Consider the following 18,177-nt stretch of genomic DNA (forward strand, 5'->3'; position numbering starts at 1 on the left):
GCATTATGGCAAGCCCAATTACTGAAATTCAAAAAGAAACGAAAACGGAGGAACAGCTGAAAGCAGAAAAGCTGGAAGAGCTGAAGACGCTTCTCGCAGAAAATGAAGAAGCCGTCGCAAAAACGATGTCTATTATGGCGGAGCTGAATGGCTTGGGCATTTTTGATGCCGCCGGCTATATGCTCCAGGCGAAAGAGGAAATTGCCAAAATCGCGCTCGGACAGATTTCCCGGGAACCTGTCACAAATCTCCTGAATACGATGATGGCAGCGGGAGGCGCGCTGTCAAAAGCTGATCCTGAATTTATGGGCAAACTTTTAGAAAGCGTCATGGCCGGAACGGATCAGGCGCAAAGCTTTTTAAAAGAAGACCGGAAAGTCAGTATGTTTGAACTGATGAAAGCCGCCGGTGATCCCGATATTAACCGCGCGCTCGGCTTCGGTCTGCAGTTTTTAAAAGGAATGGGAAAAGAATTACGCGAAACCCCGTCTGAATAAGAAATGAAAAAGCCATTGTCAAAAGACAATGGCTTTTTTTTATTCATCGGCCTCTTCCAGCCTCTTTTTATATATAAGTGAACGGTCCACGCAGAAATAAGCGCCCGCTAAAAATACACAATCCGTTACAAACATCAGCATTTTCTGGCCCGCCGTCAGCCCTTGTCCGGGAAGAACCGCGCCGATATAAATGAAGGTGCTGACTGCAAGCAGAATAAATGCGTAATGCTTAAAATCTTCTATTAATGATTTCAGTCTTTTGTTCTCCATATAAGGTCACCTGCCAGTTTTATAGTCTACCAACATTATAATACAAGCTGACAGCCGACAGAGAATGTAAATCTATCCATTCTTTATAAAAGGGAATCAAGCGCCTGTTTCACATCCGCCGTTAAATCCTCAGTATCCTCAATACCGACTGAGATCCGTACGAGCCCGTCTGTTATGCCAAGTGCAAGCCGGCGGTCGCGCGGGATAGAAGCATGCGTCATTCTGGACGGCACGGAGATTAAGCTTTCAACCGCTCCTAAGCTTTCCGCGATCGTAAACAGGTTCAATTTTTCTAAAAATGCGTCGACGCGTTCGCTGCTGCCGATATCAAAGGAAATCATTCCTCCGAAACCGGAGCTTTGCGCTTTTGTCAGCTCATGGCCCGGATGCTTCGCTGATCCCGGATAGTAGAGCGTCTGAACGGCATCATGCGCTTCAAGCAGCTCGGCGATTTTTCCGGCGCTGTGATTGATGGCATCCATTCTGAGTCCCAGTGTTTTAATGCCTCTCATTAAAAGCCATGAATCCTGCGGTCCTAAAACGCCGCCTGTTGAGTTTTGCACGTAATGAAGCTTTTCACCGAGCTCTTTATCAGCCGTCACGACTAAGCCGCCGACGACATCGCTGTGGCCGCCGAGATATTTTGTCGCGCTGTGCAGCACGATGTCAGCGCCGAAGCTGAGCGGCTGCTGGAAATACGGCGTGTAAAACGTATTATCGACGATAAGAAATACGCCCGCTTCTTTTGCGATGTCAGACATCAGTTTGAGGTCAGTCACTTTCAAAAGCGGGTTTGTCGGCGTTTCGATATAAATCGCTTTCGTATTCGGACGGATGGCTTTTTGGACTTTTTCTTTGCTGCTCGTATCGACAAAGTCCGCTTCAATGCCGAAGCGGTTCAGCACACCTGTCATCACCCGGTAAGTGCCGCCGTATACATCATCCGTCAAAATAACATGATCGCCGCTGTCAAACAGCATCATGACGGCTGTAATCGCAGCCATACCAGAACCGAATGCATATCCCGCCGCGCCGCCTTCAAGCTCCGTAATTAAACTTTCAAGAGCCGTCCGCGTCGGATTGGCCGTTCTTGAATATTCATAGCCCGTGTGCTCGCCCGCTTTCGGCTGCTGGTACGTGCTTACTTGATAAATCGGTACGGAAACCGCTCCGGTCTTTTCATCTCCCGTAATTCCTCCGTGCACCATCAGCGTTTTTTTCTTCATCTTACTGACCTCCTTGGAAAATGTTTTTGCTTATATAACGATCGCTGCCATCTGGGAAAATGGTGACGATATTTGAGCCGGCGGGCGCTTTTTTCGCTTCTTCCAGCGCCGCATATAGAGCCGCCCCTGATGAGCTTCCGATTAAAAGGCCTTCTTTCTCGGCCGCTTCTCTGACAAACGAAAACGCCTTATCGTCTTCCACCGTGTAAATGGCGTCAAAATGGCTCTCGTCCATATAATCCGGGATAAACTCCATACCGATGCCTTCCGTTTTATGGGCATGCGGTTCTCCGCCGTTCAGGATGGAGCCTTCCGGTTCAACGATCACCGTTTTGACGGCAGGATTTTTTTCTTTTAAATAAGCTGCCGTGCCGGCAAAGGTCCCGCCGGAACCCGCTCCGGCGACAAAGGTGTGGATATTGCCACCGAGTGCGTTCCAAATTTCGGGACCGAGGGTTTTATAGTAAGTCAATGGATTTACTCGGTTTTTAAATTGCAGAACGGCATAAGAATTACTGATCTCTCTCTCCAGCTCAAGCGCTTTTCGGATGGCTCCCTGCATGCCTTCTTCTCTCGGCGTATGCACAATCTCCGCTCCGAGCGCTTTCATAATCTGCTGCTTTTCTCTGCTGAAATGTTCCGGGACGCAAAAAACGGCGCGAAGCCGGTGCTTTCTGGCGCACAGAGCGAGTCCGATTCCGGTGTTCCCGGCTGTCGCTTCAATGATAACGCCGCCCGGTTTCACCTTGCCCGTGTGAAGCGCATCTTCAATGAGCATCTCGCCCAGCCTGTCTTTAATGCTGCCGCCCGGATTCATCATCTCAAGCTTAGCATAAACCGCTGTTCCCTCCGGTATATCAAAATGCTTGAGACGGAGCAGCGGTGTATGTCCGATCAGTTCTGTAATATCTGTTATCACGTTCAATATGGTGTCCTCCCCCTGAAAGCGGAGGAGAACGAGAATCCCCCGCTTAGTGAATTCGTTTGATGACATTCAGGACAAGCTCAGTTGAATGAACGGCTGCCTGTTCTAAAAATTTATCAAATGAAACGTCAGATTCTTTTCCGGCAATATCAGATAGAGCTCTGATGACAACAAAAGGCGTTTTGAACTGGTGGCACACCTGTGCGACAGCTGCAGCTTCCATCTCAACCGCGTACAAACCCGCAAACTTGGCGCGTACGTCTTCAACCCGCTTCGGATCATTCATAAAAGAATCTCCAGTAGCGATTGTGCCTTTTGCGACTTGAATGCCGTTCAGTTCAGAAACCGCTTCCTCGGTAATGCTGATCAGCTTTTCATCAGCCTTGTATGCTGCCGGAAGACCCGGCACCTGTCCGTATTCATAGTCAAACGCCGTCACGTCCACGTCATGATGGCGGACATCTGTTGAGATGACGACGTCTCCTACATTCAATGTATGATGAAATCCGCCCGCTGAGCCTGTGTTAATCACATAATCAGGTTTGAAACGGTCAAGCAGAAGCGTCGTGCTGATCGCCGCGTTGACTTTTCCGATGCCTGATTTCAGCAAGATAACTTCGACGCCTTCATAGCTTCCCGTCGTAAACTCACAGTGAGCGATCATTTCTTGTTTTGCGTCTTTCAGTTTGCTTCTTAAAATCGTAACTTCTTCTTCCATTGCTCCGATGACTGCCAGTTTCATTTATACACAATCCCTTCGATTTACCGTTTAATCGCCTCCATTATCCAGACAAAGTCGTTTTGCTGCGTAAATCTTGCGACAAATCCCTCAGCTGAAAAGATGTTTTTCATTGTCCCGAGTGTCGGATAATGTTCCGTCTTTAAATCGTCCGCTAATTGGTGATAGCCGTTTCGGTTTGCTTTTCTGACGGCTTCCCCGTATGCTTCATGATCTTTAAAGACGGTATCGGCAAACACTATTTTATCATGCTTCTGAAGGATTGTGCCATATTGCTTTACAGCCGCTTGCTTTTCTTCATCGGTTAAATGATGAAATGCGTACGAGCTGACGATGGTATCTATTTGGAAAGGCGGAGCGGGAAACTCCAGAAAATCCCCGTCACTGAACACAGCTCTGTCAGAAAGCTTGTCAGCTGCCAGTTTTCTCATTGACGGAGACGGTTCTACACCAAACACTTTTTTGTTCGCGGCGGCTAATTTCGCAGTTAAATTCCCTGTGCCCGGTCCGAACTCTAAAACGTTAGAACCCGAAAGTGCAACAATGCTGTCAAGAATCTTGTCATACCCTTTAAACACTTCAGCATATTGTTCGTCAGCTCCGTGCACCGTGGCGTCATAAGTCGCTGCCCAATCTTCAAATAAAGGAATAAATTCACGGCCCATATTTTTCACTCTCCATAATTTATAATTCCTATGAGTATAGTATGGATTAATCATGGAACAGTTCCTATCCTATCACAAAAAAGAGCGAAAGGGTACTAAAATACTTTGGGATTATTGCGCAATTACAGCAGAAAGGCTTATACTTTCATTGACTCAGAAGAAAAATCAGGAGGATCTATACTGATGAATTTTCAATTGGATTTAATTAAAGATAAAATAGAATTTTTTGAAGCGGCATCTTTGCAGGAGCTGGAAAAGAAAATAAACGTACAGATTGAAAACAACCAGGCGATTATGCTTCGCGTCCGTTCTGTATCCCATCAGGTGACCGCCGTTGACGGCAGAATCCTTTACAGCGCGTCGGTGCATTTTTCAGCTGACGTATGACAGAAAAAAGCAGCTGAAAAATCAGCTGCTTTTTTGCGGTTATTTTAAGGTTTCTACTTTTGTCGGCTTCCAGCCTTTTTTGTCTTCCCAAGTGATGGTGACCTGATACTTTTTGCCGTTCGTTTTGTCTAAAACTTTACCCTTCGCATCTTGCGGGCTTCCATTGTTTCCGAGCCACAGCACTGTCATGTGATCTTTTGACACGCCGGTTGCGTAAGAGATGGCGTCAAGCATTTCGGACCAGTCTTCGGAGCTTGAGTCATACGTCGCCGCATGTTCTCCCGTCTGCTTTGTGCCGACTGGTTTCCATTTTGAGTTAACAATTGTTTTATCGACATCGCTGGATGAGCCGCCCTCTGTTATTTTTGCTCCTTTAAAAGGGTCGCTTGAATCAGAGGCTTTTTTGCTGTCATCACTTTTCGATGAATCATCGTCTTTTTTGCTGTCAGAGTCTGAAGATGAATCGGATTTGTCCTTATCCTGTTTATCTTTTTTGTCATCGTCTGAGGCCGTATCTTTTTTGCTGTCTTTTATGTCCTCATCTGAGGTCTGCTTCGTCTTGCCTGATGCAGGGGTTTCCTGCTTCTGGCTCACGTCGCTGGACGGACTGTTGATGAAGAGGCTGACTGCAACGACGACAATAAGAATAGATACGATAGCAATTAAAATGTTAAGCACCAAATTTGCTTTTCTGCGCTTATCACGGTTTTCAAAACGAGATTGTTTATTGCTCAATCATTCTGCACTCCTTTATCCCTCTTGCTCAGCATATATTTTAACATGGGCTGAGCGGTTGTTCTATGTCTGATTTGTTTCATTTTCATGTACCTTTTTAACAATATCATAAAACACTGTATTTGTCAGAGCCTTATCTCCCGGCGTGTCCATGTGCAGCACAACGAGAGCGTATTTCGGCTTGTCTGCGGGAAAGTATCCCGCAAACCATTTGTTGTAAAGCGTCTGTTTATCTTTTGTAAACATTCCCGTCTGGGCCGTTCCGGATTTTCCCGCCACCGCATACGGCAGATCTTGAAATCTTCTGCCGGTTCCTTTCGGTGAAGTAACGACTTCTCTGAGAATTTTTTGAAGCTGCTGGGCCGTATATTTATCGATCGTTTTCCCCTTTAACGGCTGATCTTTGAATGAAGCCATCGTCGTTCCGTTTTTGTATTCGATTTTGTCCGCGATTTTGACTTGTTTTTTTTCACCGCCGCGCGCGATCGTCGCCATCATATTGGCGACTTCAAGCGGGGTGACTTTCACGTTTTTCTGTCCGATCGCCGTCTGGGCTACTGCTCTTTTGACGGTTTTGTCTTTGGCATCTCCCCAAATGACGCCGCTTTTTTCATTATACAGCTGCCTGAATCCGTCTTCCCGGTACAGCTTGCCTTCCCAGCCCGCCCGCTGTGTGAGACCGAGTTTTTCCGCCATGTTTTCAATAGCGGAGTCATCTTTTTTGACCAATTTTTCCGCAAGACTTGTAAACGTATAATTGCAGCTTTGGGCAAAGCTTTCTCCAAAACTGAGCGTGCCTTTGTCGTCACCCGGCTCTCCGTACAGGTTGAGACTGCAGTTAAAGGATGTGCCCGGCTTCACTTCATTTTGTTCAATTGCAGCTGCGGCGACCACCGTTTTAAACACAGATCCCGGATAAATCGGCGTCAGCATGTAATTTTGCAGTGTCTGCTGCTTTGACATGTCGGCGTCAGGCTTTGATACCATTCCGAGCACACTGCTTTTTTCAATGTCTAAAAGGACGGCTCCCCCCTTTTTTAACCCGCGGTCTTTCAATACATCTTCCATTGCTTTTTGAATATTGCGGTCGATGGAGGTTTTGACTTGCAGCGGATAAAACGCGTTTGCTTCTGCCGTATATTTGACGTCCATTCCGAATAAAGGGTTTCCCCTTCCGTCGACATGATACAAAAGTTTTGTGTCCTGATCCGCCAGCAAAAACTCATCAAACGTCCGTTCCATCCCGCTTGTCCCGATTTTTGCCGTGATCGGCAGTTCCTTACGGCCGGGATATTTCTTTTTCAAAAGCTCCGGGTCCTGATTTGTCGCGCCCAACAGATGAGCGGCTATGTTTGTTTCTTTGCTGTCTTTCATATATACGCCGTAAATGCCCGGATATTTCAAAGAATTGATATTTGACACGGATTGTTTCGTCAGATGTTTTATTTTTCTGCTGTTTAGGATCACTGGTTTTTTCGCTTCCGTGAGAAGCTGCCTGAGCTCATCCTGTTTCATCCCGAGAATGGCGGATACCCGGTCAATCGGCCAATCCTGCGTCACGAGAAAGGGAAACAGAACGACGGCAGGCTGCTTTTTTCCGGTCAGCTCTTTGCCGTTCCGATCAAGAAAAGAGCCGCGTCCGTCTGAAATAAGGACTTCTTCAGTCCGCTGCTTGACGCTTTCCTGAATCAGATTAATATTAGATTTTGAAAAAGATTCTGTAAAAAACAGCTGAATTTCAGCCAGCCTGGCAAGCAAAAAGAAAAACACGAGCAGAAAACAAATCACGGCCGTTTTCAGCCTTTTTGATACGATCATAAAAAACACCTCATCCACATTTTGGACGAGGTGTTTCATTGTTAAACGGATCTTATGAAATTTTCACAATTTTCACGAGCATTTCTCCGCCCGGCGTCTGAACAGTAACTTCTTCGTCCACTTTTCTGCCGAGCAGGCTTTTGGCAATCGGCGAGTCGTTTGAGATTTTTCCTTCAAACGGATCAGCTTCAGCGCTTCCGACGATCGTGTAAGATTCTTCTTCACCGTCAGGCAATTCGATGAATGATACGGTTTTTCCCAAACCGACAACATTTGAACCGCCGTCGTCCTCGATGATTTTCGCATTGCGGATCATATTTTCAAGCGTCGTGATGCGCCCTTCCACAAATGCCTGTTCTTCTTTTGCAGAATCATACTCAGAGTTCTCTGACAGATCTCCGAAGCTTCTTGCGATTTTGATGCGTTCTACTACTTCTTTACGTTTAACCGTTTTCAATTGCTCTAATTCTTGTTCAAGTTTTTGTTTTCCTTCTTGAGTCATCGGAAAAACTTTTTCTTGTGCCATGTTCCTTCACTCCTTGGTGGTTGTCCCTCAACAATAACGTGTGATTATGTATGAGAGCATAAACGAAAAAATCAAGAATGAGAACACAGGGCAGTCCTCGTTCTTCTCTCCCATATAGGTACTGTTTATCTTAAACTGAATGTGTGTTTTCTGCAAATGTTTCGGTTTATAAACAGGGAAAGAAGGGAACTGTCTCATTCCCTTCCATCCTATACATAATATGGTCTGAGTTATTTATGTCTATGCTATGGTATTACAAAATTGCATTTTGTTCAAGGATCGTTTGAATCTTCGTGACCATCAGATCAATTGCGACGTGGTTTTGGCCGCCTTCCGGAATAATGATGTCCGCGTAGCGTTTCGTCGGTTCAACAAACTGATTGTGCATCGGTCTGACGACGGATACATACTGCTCAATGACAGAATCAATAGAACGGCCTCTTTCGTTAATATCTCTCATAATCCGTCTGATGATACGGAGATCCGCGTCCGTGTCGACATAAAGTTTTATGTCCATGAGGTCGCGAAGCCTTTTATCTTCAAGAACGAGAATGCCTTCCAAAATAATGACATCCTTCGGCTCAACCGGAATGGTTTCCTCAGAACGCGTATGGAGTTTATAATCATAAATCGGCTTTTCTATCGGCCGGTAATTCAAAAGCTCTTGAATATGCTCGATTAAATAGTCATTATCAAATGCAAGCGGGTGATCATAGTTTGTGTTGAGCCTTTCTTCAAACGGAAGATGGCTTTGGTCTTTATAATAAAGGTCTTGCTGGATCATTAAAATCGAGTGTCCTTTAAACTGTTCGTATATGGAACGGGTGACGCTTGTTTTTCCTGATCCGGAACCTCCGGCGATGCCTATAACTACAGGACTCTTACCCATTGGGATTACTTCCCCTTTCTCATCATGTTGCTCGGATAAATCTTTTTGTCTACTTTAAATGTAACGATTTGCAGGGGATGGCGGGCAGCATCAAGCTCGTTTCCGTCTTCGTCCCAAATAGTGCCGATGGTGAATGTGAAATTGTCAATTTCAGGACCGAAAAATTCAACTTCGTCACCTTGTTTAAAGAAATTGCGCTGCTGGAGCGTCACCATTTGAGTTTCCTCGTTATATGCGAGCACGAGACCGGCAAAATCAAATGTTGTTTTCTTTCCGTGTTCGCCGAACATCTGCTCCTCAAAACCTGGCGTGCCTTCAAAGAAAGCAGGCGCAGTATCCCGGTTTGCACATTTGTCCAGCTCATCAAGCCATTCTTTTTGAATGACGAAGTTTTCAGGATCAGCGCAGTATGCGTCGATGACTTTGCGATACACGCTGACAACCGTCGCAATGTAATGAATCGATTTCATCCGGCCTTCAATTTTCAGACTGTCGATGCCCATCTCGATCATTTGCGGTATGGATTCAATCAACTTTAAATCTTTCGGGCTCATCGCAAACGGAGCGTCTTCTTCGTCATAGAGCGCGACCGCGTTTGCACCGTCTGTTTGATACAGGTCATAATCCCAGCGGCACGACTGACAGCAGCCGCCGCGGTTGGAATCACGGGCCGTCATGTGATTGCTCAGCACACATCGGCCTGAATAAGCGATACACATGGCGCCATGGATAAAGGTTTCGATTTCAATATCCACCTTTTCCTTCATTTCTTTAATTTCCAGTCCGCTCGTTTCACGGGCAAGCACCACACGGTCAAGACCTTCTTCTTTCCAGAACTGCACCGCTTTCCAGTTGGAAAGGGACTGCTGTGTGCTGAGATGAATCTCTACGTCCGGGGCGACTCTCCGGCATGTTTCAATAATCAGCGGATCAGCGACGATAATTCCGGCAACTTTTGCGTCTCCCAACGCTTTTAAGTATTCTTCCAGACCGTCCATATTTTCATTATGAGCGAAAATGTTTGTTGTCACATATATTTTCGCCCCGTATTTTTTGGCAAATTCTACGCCCTCTGCGATTTCTTCTATAGAAAAGTTATCCGCATTAGAGCGGAGCCCGTATTCCTGCCCTCCGATAAAAACCGCGTCCGCTCCGTAATGAACGGCAATTTTTAATTTTTCAAGGTTTCCTGCCGGAGCAAGAAGTTCAGGTTTTTTCGTAATGACGCGTTTTCCGTTTACGACTTTGGAAATGGTTTGATTTACGGCTGTCATCCGTTGCACCCTCCTTTTTAATAGACCGTTTCTTTAAAGAAGAATCCTGTGTCGATGCTTCTGTTCACAGGCTGAATGCTTTCAATCCGCTCTATCCAGCTCTCTTTTTTCTCTTCGTATGTCTCGCGGCTTTCGATGCACAAATCGATTGCCTCTCTGTACATGCGGGTCACTTCGGTTAAGTATTCAGGAGACTTCAACACTCCGTCGATTTTGAAAGAATCAATGCCGGCGTCTATCAGATCCTCTAATTCATCAATCATGCACACATCGTTCGGACTCATGATGTGCGTGCCGTTTTCGTCTTCAAAAATCGGGTATTTATTGCCCCGTTCTTTGTCATGCAGAAACATGCCCGCTTCTTTTTTCTTCTGTTCGATGTCCATGACTTTTCCTTGGTATTCGAAGTAATGGCCCACTAATGAACGCTTAGATTGGAACATGCACGTCATGCCGTGGATTTGAATTTCAATTTCCACTTCGGCGTTTTCTTTTATGTCAATGACGCTGTCCATATTTAATTCCTTAGCCAGCACTGCCCGCCGTGCGCCTTTGCGTCCCCAGTAATTGCAGGAATAGTAGTTGGTTCCCGTTGTTTCCGTGCTCCAGTGCAGTTTGAGCCCGGGAGCCGCTTCACGCGCCGCCATTAAAACGGCCGGATCACCGAAAACAGCCGCATCCACGCCGGCTTCCTGCAAAAAAGCAAGATAGCCGTTCAGCTCGTCCACTTTTTCATTGTGAAAAATAGCATTGACGGCAGCGTACACTTTCGCGCCTTTTTGATGAGCTGTTTTTACGGCTTCTTTAATATCTTCTCTTGAAAATTCCCCGGCCAGTCTCAGGCCGTATCTTTGTTCTCCGACTAACAGCGCCGTTGCCCCCGCTTGAATGAGCGGAAGAATATCCTGTACGGAAGTCGGAGTCACCAAAAGTTCAGGTTTTTTCATGATCATTCACCTCTTCTTTTTACTGATGGCGATGCCGTCTCCGACCGGCAGTATGACCGTTTGATAGTCAGGCCGGTTCATCAGCCATTGGTTATATTGATCAATTTTTTCAACAAGCTTCCGTCTTCTTTTCGGCTCAATTTCCGAGTGATCTTGTGCCACCAGCCCTTTAAACAGAACATTGTCTGTGAAAATGACCCCGTCCGGCGCAAGCATCGGTTCATAGAGCTCAAAAAAGTTCGTGTACTGGCCTTTTGCCGCGTCGATAAAAATGGCATCATAAGGAGCCGTGACACGGACAGACTCAGAAAGTTCAAGCGCATCCCCGTACAGTACGTGAATCCGATTTTCCATTTCAAAGTCTTTTATATTGTTCACAGCTTCTTCATAGCGTTTGTCGTCCCGTTCAATCGTGTAAATATTCGCATCCGGAAGTTCAAGCGCCATCCGTATAGCCGAATATCCGATTGCCGTGCCGATTTCCAAGATGTTTTTCGCCTGTTGAATCGACAGCATTTGAAGCAGCACTTCAATGCCCGCTTCTTCCATAATCGGAACATGGTGCTCTTTTGCATAGGCTTCAAGCTTTTTCACTTTATCAGGCCGAGGCTTCAGCATCGCGTTTATATACTCGTTTATTTGTTCATACCGATCATTCACGGCAAACAGCCTCCGTTCTAAAAAGGAGTGCCCCTGACGAATCCGCGGGGACACTCTCTTAAGACACTTCTTTATCCATAAGTAAACAACCCGATATATTTTATCATAAAACCTTTCAGAATGGAATAAAAGGAGAGCTTTTGCCCTCCTTTATTCACTGTCTTTTTTGGAAATATACTTTTCCTTCGCTTTATTATGATCTTTTAATGTTTTCGTGAATACGACCTCACCGTTTGATTTTGCCAGGAAATAGAGATAATCCGTTTTGTCAGGGTTAAGAGCCGCTTCCCACGATGAATCCCCGGCGTTTGCAATCGGTCCCGGCGGCAGCCCCTTATGTTTATACGTGTTAAACGGCGAATCAATTTTCAGGTCTTTGTAGAAGACCCGGCTCTTATGCCTTCCGGCCGCATATAATACCGTCGGGTCAGTCTGCAGCGGCATTTTTTCTGCAAGTCTGTTGTAAAAGACGCTTGCGATTTTGTGACGGTCGGCTTTGGCTGTGGCTTCCTCTTCGATAAGCGATGCCATCGTCAGCGCGTTATGGACGGAAAGTTTCTTTTTTTCCAGTTCAGATTTATATGTTTCGATACGGGTGTTTGTTTCCTGAATCATTGCCGTCAAAATCTTATCAAGCGATGCATCCGGATCATTAAACGGATATGTGGCCGGGTATAAATAGCCTTCGAGCGGATGCTTAAGCTTCTTGTTTGAAAGAGCGTCTGTTATTGTATCAGGAAACTGTTTTTTCAGTTTGTCGATAAATGTTTTGTCGTCCAGTTTTGCCATGATCTCTTCTTTAGAATATGATGTTTCTTTTGCGATCGCGTCGGCAATCTGTGTCAGCTGTTTTCCTTCGGGAACGGTGATCTGAAAGGCATACCCCGTAGATCCCGCGGTCAGTTTTTTGATAATCGCATCAGCGTCCATTCCTTTATTCAGATGGTAAAATCCCGCCTGAAATCCGGAAGCGCCTTTATACTTCACATACAGCTGGAATGCTTTTTTGCTTTTGATGACATGCTGATCCTCAAGAATTCCGGCGATTGCCGAAACCGAAGAACCGCTCGGAATATTAATATTGACTGTCGTTTTGCTGCCTTTGTCAACCGGGGACAGCAGAGATTTTCCATAGAAAAAAGCACCGCAAATGATGATGATCAGAGCGATCACGGAGGACAGTATTATCGTCGTTTTTTTGTTTTTGCGCAGAAATGAATTTTTAGTCTGATTGATGTTCATACAAGTATTTTCCTCCCAACAGCTCTTATACTACATGAATCGCGGGCATTCGGCAATTTATTACAGAAAAAGCCGAAGCGGCATATGCGCTCCGGCTTTTTCTGTTCATTTTATTCTTCGTCTTCTTCCGCTAAAAACGTATTCAGCGTTTCTTCGATCATTTCCCACTCTTCATCCGTTTCAATCGGCATCAGTTCGCCGTCTTCACCGTTTTCGTTCGGCTCGAAGCTTGAAGCGTGAATTTCGATTTCATCATCGTCTTGAGCATCAATCGGATAATAAAGAACATAAGATTTGTTGAATGTGTCGTTTTCAAATGTAAACAGCACTTCGCAAAGCTGTTCGTTACCTTGATCATCGACAATTGTAATGTGTTTTTCGCCGTGTTCCATTTCTTTCACCTCTTAGTTTAAACTGTCCAGATATCCTTGAAGGATCATGACAGCCGCCATTTTATCAATGACTTTTTTTCGTTTTTGTCTGCTGACGTCAGCCGCGATCAGCATTTTTTCAGCCGCCATCGTCGTCAGACGCTCGTCCCACAGCACAACAGGGACATTGTACGCTGTTTCAAGCAGTTTCGCAAATGTTTGGCTGGCTTCGCCTCTCGGACCGATCGTCCCGTTCATGTTTTTCGGAAAACCGAGTACGACCTTCTCTACATTATAGTCTTTCATCAGCTCGGATAAACGGTCCAGACCGTAATCTCCTTCAGCTTCGTTTATTTTTATCGTCTCAATGCCCTGAGCGGTCCAGCCCATCTCATCGCTTAAAGCGACGCCGAGTGTTTTCGTTCCCAGATCAAGTCCCAATATTCTCATGAGTATATTTACGCCTCTTTATGCTGTTCTAGATAGGATTTTACCAATTCCTCAATTAATTCGTCACGTTCCAGTTTGCGAATTAAGTTCCGGGCGTCGCGATGCCTAGGAATGTATGCAGGGTCTCCAGACAGCAAGTATCCGACAATCTGGTTGATAGGATTGTACCCCTTTTCCTGAAGCGCATCATATACTGTAATCAGCACTTCTTCGACGTTTGTTTCAGCAGAATCATCGGAGAAATTAAATTTCATCGTTTTATCAAACGAGCTCACCGTTTTGCACCTCTTTCCCAAATTCGCAGGCAAAGTTCAGCCTGAGGTCCTCATCTTATCATCATTCTACACTAGTTGAAAGGATTATAAAACGGATTTTATCCAATCTTCCGCAGATGCGAGCGCCTCTTCCAATTTCTCAGGCTGCTTTCCGCCGGCCTGCGCCATGTCCGGACGGCCTCCGCCTCCGCCTCCGCAGACTTCTGCCGCTTGTTTGACCATTTTGCCGGCGTGAAGGCCTTTTTCGATCAGATCTTTTGTTACGCCCGCTGACAGGTTGACTTTGTCATTTTGCACGGCGCCGAGAATGATGACCGCAGAACCGAGCTTCGCCTTCAGGTCATCCACCATTGTGCGAAGGTGGTTCATGTCTTTCGCGTTTACTTTTTCAGCCAGCACTTTTACGCCGCCGATGTCTTTTACTTTAGACAAAATGGCTCCGGCTTCCACATTGCCGAGTTTACTGAGCAATGATTCATTTTCTCTTTGCGCTTCTTTCAGTTCCGCTTGAAGAGACTGGATTCGCTTCGGCACGTCTTTTACGTTTGATTTCAGCTCGTCCGCAGCGTGCTGCAGGAGGCTGAGCTGGCTGTTCATTTCCTGATAAGCGCCTTTTCCTGTCACGGCTTCAATTCTTCGCGTACCTGCGCCGATCCCTGATTCGGATACGATTTTAAACAGGCCGATTTCAGCCGTATTCGTGACATGGCATCCGCCGCAAAGCTCCAGACTGTAATCGCCGACTTGTACGACACGTACAATATCGCCGTATTTCTCGCCGAACAGGGCCATTGCGCCCATTTCTTTTGCTTCATTGATCGGTTTCAGATCAATCGCTACCGGAATGCTCTCCCAGATTTTTTCGTTGACGATTCCTTCAATGCGTTCAAGTTCTTCTTTCGTTACTTGACCGAAGTGAGAGAAGTCAAAACGCAGACGGTTTTCGGTAACGAGTGAGCCGGCTTGGTTGACATGTGTGCCGAGAACGTCTTTCAGCGCCTGATGCAGAAGGTGGGTTGCCGTATGGTTTTTCACCACGCCGCTTCTCATTTGGTCCTCCACTTCAGCGGTGACGCTTGCGCCTTTTTGAAGCGTGCCGCTATCCACTGTGCCTTCGTGTACATGCTGGCCGTTCGGAGCTTTTTTCACGTCTTTAATGGTTACGACAGCCTGTGGGCTTCTCAGCACTCCTCTGTCACCGATCTGTCCGCCGCTTTCAGCATAGAAAGGCGTTTCATCAAGAAGAATCTGAACGGTATCCCCTTCATGCGCCTCGCTGATTAATTGCCCGTCATGAAGAAGCTCAATCACCTTCGCTTCAGTTTTTACGGAACTGTAGCCGACAAACGTGCTTTCTGCAGTAATGTCGCGCAATGCGCCGCCCTGCACCTGCATGCTTCCTACATCTTGACGCGCATTTCTCGCCCGTTCACGCTGTTTTTCCATTTCGGCTTCAAAGCCTTTATGATCAACCTTCATTTGCTCATCTTCCGCGTATTCCTCTGTCAATTCAACCGGGAATCCGTACGTATCGTACAGTTTGAATACGTCTTTTCCGGAGATGATGCCGCTGCCTTTTTCCTTTTCTTTCTTTATCACGTCAGATAAAATGGCAAGACCTTCGTTCAATGTTTCATGGAAGCGCTCTTCCTCCGTTTTGATGACTTTGGCGATAAACTCTTGCTTTTCTTTCACCTCCGGATAGAAAGCGTCCATAATTCCTGCAACAGTCGGTACCAGCTCATACATAAACGGACGGCTGATACCGATTGTTTTCGCGTATCGTACAGCCCGGCGAAGGAGGCGTCTCAGAACATACCCGCGCCCTTCGTTTGACGGCAGAGCTCCGTCGCTTACCGCAAATGCGACCGTTCTGATATGATCGGCAATTACTTTAAAGGCTGTGTCCTTCACTGCATCCTTTCCGTAAGCATCTCCGGAAATACGCTCTGCCGCTTCAATAATCGGCATAAACAAATCAGTGTCAAAGTTTGTCGGAACGTCTTGAATAACGGAGACCATCCGTTCAAGCCCCATGCCCGTATCAATGTTTTTCTTCGGAAGCGGTGTGTACGTGCCGTCCGGATTGTGGTTGAACTCTGAAAATACCAGGTTCCACACTTCAAGATAACGATCATTTTCGCCGCCCGGATACAATTCAGAATCTGACGGGTCATTGCCGTATTTCTCGCCGCGGTCATAGAAAATTTCCGTATTCGGTCCGCTCGGGCCTTCGCCGATATCCCAGAAGTTCCCTTCCAGACGGATGATTCTTTCTTCCGGAACGCCGATTTTTTCCGCCCATAGCGTATAAGCTTCTTCATCCTCAGGATGAACCGTTACAGACAGCAGCTCCGGATCAAAGCCGATCCACTTTTCGCTCGTTAAAAACTCCCATGCCCACGTGATGGCTTCTTCTTTAAAATAATCGCCGATGGAAAAGTTTCCGAGCATCTCAAAGAACGTATGGTGGCGCGCCGTTTTTCCCACATTTTCAATATCATTTGTACGGATTGATTTTTGCGCGTTCACAATTCTCGGATTCTCCGGCACAACGCGGCCGTCAAAGTATTTTTTCAGCGTCGCAACGCCGCTGTTGATCCACAATAAAGACGGATCTTCATGCGGAACCAATGAGGCGCTCGGTTCAACGGCATGGCCTTTTTCTTTAAAAAAATCTAAAAACATTTGACGCACTTCAGCAGAAGTTAAGTGTTTCATCTATATTCCTCCTTATCACTACCCGAAATTCTCTTTCGCGACAGCAAAAAAGCCCTCTCCCTATGCAAACCATGCGTTCACACAGGGACGAGAGCTGTCTCGCGGTACCACCCTGATTACAGGCCGAAAAAGGCCCGTCACCTTTCATCCCGTAACGCAGGACTGCGGCAGCCTTTAACTGCACTCAGGATTAGCTTCGGCCGATCTTCTGCTGAAGCTCCTTTCAGCGTATCGGAGCTTCTCTCTTAAACAGGGCTTCGGCGTACTCATATCCGTCACTCGAGATTCGTATGTATTCTACTCGAAATTATAGACAAGCAGAACCCGAATGTCAATGTTCCGTCCTGATCCGCAAAAAGTGAATGGCCGTCACTTTTAAAACGGCTGCTGCAGGAACAGCGAGAATCATGCCGGGAATGCCCGCAAGCTCTCCTCCGGCAAGAAGTGCAAGCATAATCACGACGGGATGCATTCTGAGACTGCGCCCGACAATAAGCGGGCTCAAAATGTTTCCTTCTATAAATTGAAGAATAAAAATCGTGACGATTACGATGATCACAGCTTTAGCAGAAATCGCCAGCGAAAGGAGCAGCGCCGGAACAGCGCCGATAAACGGACCGAAATACGGTATGACATTCGTAATCCCGATGGCAAGACCTAAGATCAGCGGATAAGGAAGGCCGAACAGCCAGAAAGAAACGCCGGCTATTAATCCGAGCAAAAAACATACGAGAAGCTGCCCGCGGATATAATCGCCGAGAGAGTCGTCCACATCCCGCAGAAATTCACTCCCCCTTTTCCTCCAAGACTTCGGCGTCAAATACCAGACCGTCTTTTTCATGACGTCTATATCCTTCACCATATAGAAAACGAGAAAAGGAATCGTCGCCGCGATCAGGATATAATCAAGCACGAAACGGATGCTTCTGATCGTGCTCTCAATCGTGCCGGCAAGAAACGTTTCTGTCTGCTGAATCATTTTATCCATCCGATGGTGCATGCCGTCAGGCCAATGATCCGTATGATTATGCAGATGTCTCAGCATGCTGTTGTAGTTTTCGGCAAGACCGGGAATGCTCTCAGACAGATCCTGCAGCTGTTCAATTAATACAGGAACCCCTTTATAAGCCCCCCAGCCGATTCCGCCGAAAAACAGGCAATAAATCAGAAGCAGGCTTAAAGTTCTAGGCATTCCTTTCTTATGAAGCCATTCAGTAATCGGAAGCAAAAGATAAGCAATAAATACTGCGATGAATATAGGAATAAAGAGAGATTTTATAACAAGCCATATGGGTGACCATAACATATCGAGCATACAAAAGACATACACTGTTAACAAAACGAGCAGACATACAGCCGTCCACATTAAGAGCTGCAGCGGTTTTTGAAGCATGATGTTTCACCTCTTGCTTTATCTTTTGACAGAAAGCCGGAATTATTCCCGTTTCCTAAAGTCAGCCTTATGTCGCAGACCTCATGGTGGAATTAATTATCTGAAATTACAAAAAAGTTTGAATATATTTTCCGAAAATTTGTATAATCATCGTAACGTTAAAGAAA

20 protein-coding genes are annotated in these 18,177 nt (G+C 46.2%); 2 read left to right on the forward strand and 18 right to left on the reverse strand.

The window, feature by feature from the left end; genetic code table 11:
* Positions 1-5: 5 nt before the first annotated feature.
* Positions 6-497, forward strand: coding sequence for a helical membrane plugin domain-containing protein (locus AD710_RS01160; RefSeq protein ID WP_049627081.1), 492 nt, complete (start codon positions 6-8; stop codon positions 495-497).
* Positions 498-536: 39 nt separating this feature from the next.
* On the opposite strand, the gene AD710_RS01165 is transcribed toward AD710_RS01160, so the two are convergent.
* From AD710_RS01165 to AD710_RS01185, 5 genes are all read right to left on the reverse strand, one after another.
* A complete protein-coding gene (locus AD710_RS01165) occupies positions 537-767 on the reverse strand; it encodes a YrhC family protein (protein ID WP_049627082.1) in 231 nt (76 codons plus the stop codon).
* Between the two features lie 83 nt (positions 768-850).
* On the reverse strand, positions 851-1,993 hold the full coding sequence (locus tag AD710_RS01170; protein WP_049627083.1) for a bifunctional cystathionine gamma-lyase/homocysteine desulfhydrase: 1,143 nt from the start codon (positions 1,991-1,993) through the stop codon (positions 851-853).
* A 1-nt stretch (position 1,994) separates the two neighbouring features.
* Positions 1,995-2,918 carry an O-acetylserine dependent cystathionine beta-synthase gene (locus AD710_RS01175; RefSeq protein ID WP_049627084.1) on the reverse strand — a complete coding sequence of 308 codons (924 nt, stop codon included), beginning with the start codon at positions 2,916-2,918 and terminating at the stop codon, positions 1,995-1,997.
* 46 nt (positions 2,919-2,964) lie between these two features.
* Positions 2,965-3,660, reverse strand: coding sequence for a 5'-methylthioadenosine/S-adenosylhomocysteine nucleosidase (mtnN, locus tag AD710_RS01180; protein ID WP_049627085.1), 696 nt, complete (start codon positions 3,658-3,660; stop codon positions 2,965-2,967).
* 20 nt (positions 3,661-3,680) lie between these two features.
* Positions 3,681-4,322, reverse strand: coding sequence for a class I SAM-dependent methyltransferase (locus AD710_RS01185; RefSeq protein ID WP_049627086.1), 642 nt, complete (start codon positions 4,320-4,322; stop codon positions 3,681-3,683).
* Between the two features lie 183 nt (positions 4,323-4,505).
* On the opposite strand from AD710_RS01185, the gene AD710_RS01190 reads away from it, so the two are divergent.
* A complete protein-coding gene (locus tag AD710_RS01190) occupies positions 4,506-4,709 on the forward strand; it encodes a YrzA family protein (protein WP_049627087.1) in 204 nt (67 codons plus the stop codon).
* 39 nt (positions 4,710-4,748) lie between these two features.
* On the opposite strand, the gene AD710_RS01195 is transcribed toward AD710_RS01190, so the two are convergent.
* The 13 genes from AD710_RS01195 to AD710_RS01255 all read right to left on the reverse strand — a co-directional run bounded on the left by AD710_RS01195 (position 4,749) and on the right by AD710_RS01255 (position 18,010).
* A complete protein-coding gene (locus tag AD710_RS01195) occupies positions 4,749-5,444 on the reverse strand; it encodes a YrrS family protein (RefSeq protein ID WP_016938840.1) in 696 nt (231 codons plus the stop codon).
* A gap of 63 nt (positions 5,445-5,507) precedes the next feature.
* Complete coding sequence (locus tag AD710_RS01200; RefSeq protein WP_049627088.1) at positions 5,508-7,262, reverse strand: peptidoglycan D,D-transpeptidase FtsI family protein; 1,755 nt, start codon at positions 7,260-7,262, stop codon at positions 5,508-5,510.
* Between the two features lie 52 nt (positions 7,263-7,314).
* Positions 7,315-7,788, reverse strand: a complete 474-nt coding sequence (greA, locus tag AD710_RS01205; RefSeq protein WP_014470754.1) for a transcription elongation factor GreA — start codon at positions 7,786-7,788, stop codon at positions 7,315-7,317.
* 253 nt (positions 7,789-8,041) lie between these two features.
* Positions 8,042-8,677: a uridine kinase gene (udk, locus tag AD710_RS01210; protein ID WP_016938838.1), complete on the reverse strand. Its 636-nt coding sequence runs from the start codon at positions 8,675-8,677 to the stop codon at positions 8,042-8,044.
* A 5-nt stretch (positions 8,678-8,682) separates the two neighbouring features.
* On the reverse strand, positions 8,683-9,951 hold the full coding sequence (locus AD710_RS01215; RefSeq protein WP_049627089.1) for a peptidase U32 family protein: 1,269 nt from the start codon (positions 9,949-9,951) through the stop codon (positions 8,683-8,685).
* Positions 9,952-9,968: 17 nt separating this feature from the next.
* Positions 9,969-10,898: a peptidase U32 family protein gene (locus AD710_RS01220; RefSeq protein ID WP_049628745.1), complete on the reverse strand. Its 930-nt coding sequence runs from the start codon at positions 10,896-10,898 to the stop codon at positions 9,969-9,971.
* A 6-nt stretch (positions 10,899-10,904) separates the two neighbouring features.
* Positions 10,905-11,558, reverse strand: a complete 654-nt coding sequence (locus AD710_RS01225) for an O-methyltransferase (RefSeq protein WP_016938835.1) — start codon at positions 11,556-11,558, stop codon at positions 10,905-10,907.
* 150 nt (positions 11,559-11,708) lie between these two features.
* A complete protein-coding gene (mltG, locus tag AD710_RS01230; RefSeq protein ID WP_045926788.1) occupies positions 11,709-12,800 on the reverse strand; it encodes an endolytic transglycosylase MltG in 1,092 nt (363 codons plus the stop codon).
* A 110-nt stretch (positions 12,801-12,910) separates the two neighbouring features.
* Positions 12,911-13,192 (reverse strand): DUF1292 domain-containing protein, encoded by a 282-nt coding sequence (locus AD710_RS01235; protein WP_003152751.1) that lies wholly within the window; start codon positions 13,190-13,192, stop codon positions 12,911-12,913.
* A gap of 12 nt (positions 13,193-13,204) precedes the next feature.
* Complete coding sequence (gene ruvX / locus AD710_RS01240; protein WP_016938833.1) at positions 13,205-13,621, reverse strand: Holliday junction resolvase RuvX; 417 nt, start codon at positions 13,619-13,621, stop codon at positions 13,205-13,207.
* Positions 13,622-13,629: 8 nt separating this feature from the next.
* Positions 13,630-13,896 carry an IreB family regulatory phosphoprotein gene (locus tag AD710_RS01245; RefSeq protein ID WP_003152749.1) on the reverse strand — a complete coding sequence of 89 codons (267 nt, stop codon included), beginning with the start codon at positions 13,894-13,896 and terminating at the stop codon, positions 13,630-13,632.
* Positions 13,897-13,980: 84 nt separating this feature from the next.
* Complete coding sequence (gene alaS, locus AD710_RS01250) at positions 13,981-16,617, reverse strand: alanine--tRNA ligase (protein ID WP_045926789.1); 2,637 nt, start codon at positions 16,615-16,617, stop codon at positions 13,981-13,983.
* A 331-nt stretch (positions 16,618-16,948) separates the two neighbouring features.
* Positions 16,949-18,010, reverse strand: coding sequence for an AI-2E family transporter (locus AD710_RS01255; protein ID WP_049627090.1), 1,062 nt, complete (start codon positions 18,008-18,010; stop codon positions 16,949-16,951).
* Positions 18,011-18,177 lie beyond the last annotated feature (167 nt).

It is taken from the genome of Bacillus sp. JFL15 (genome assembly GCF_001184225.1).
In the GTDB taxonomy this organism is placed as follows: Bacteria; Bacillota; Bacilli; order Bacillales; family Bacillaceae; genus Bacillus; species Bacillus siamensis.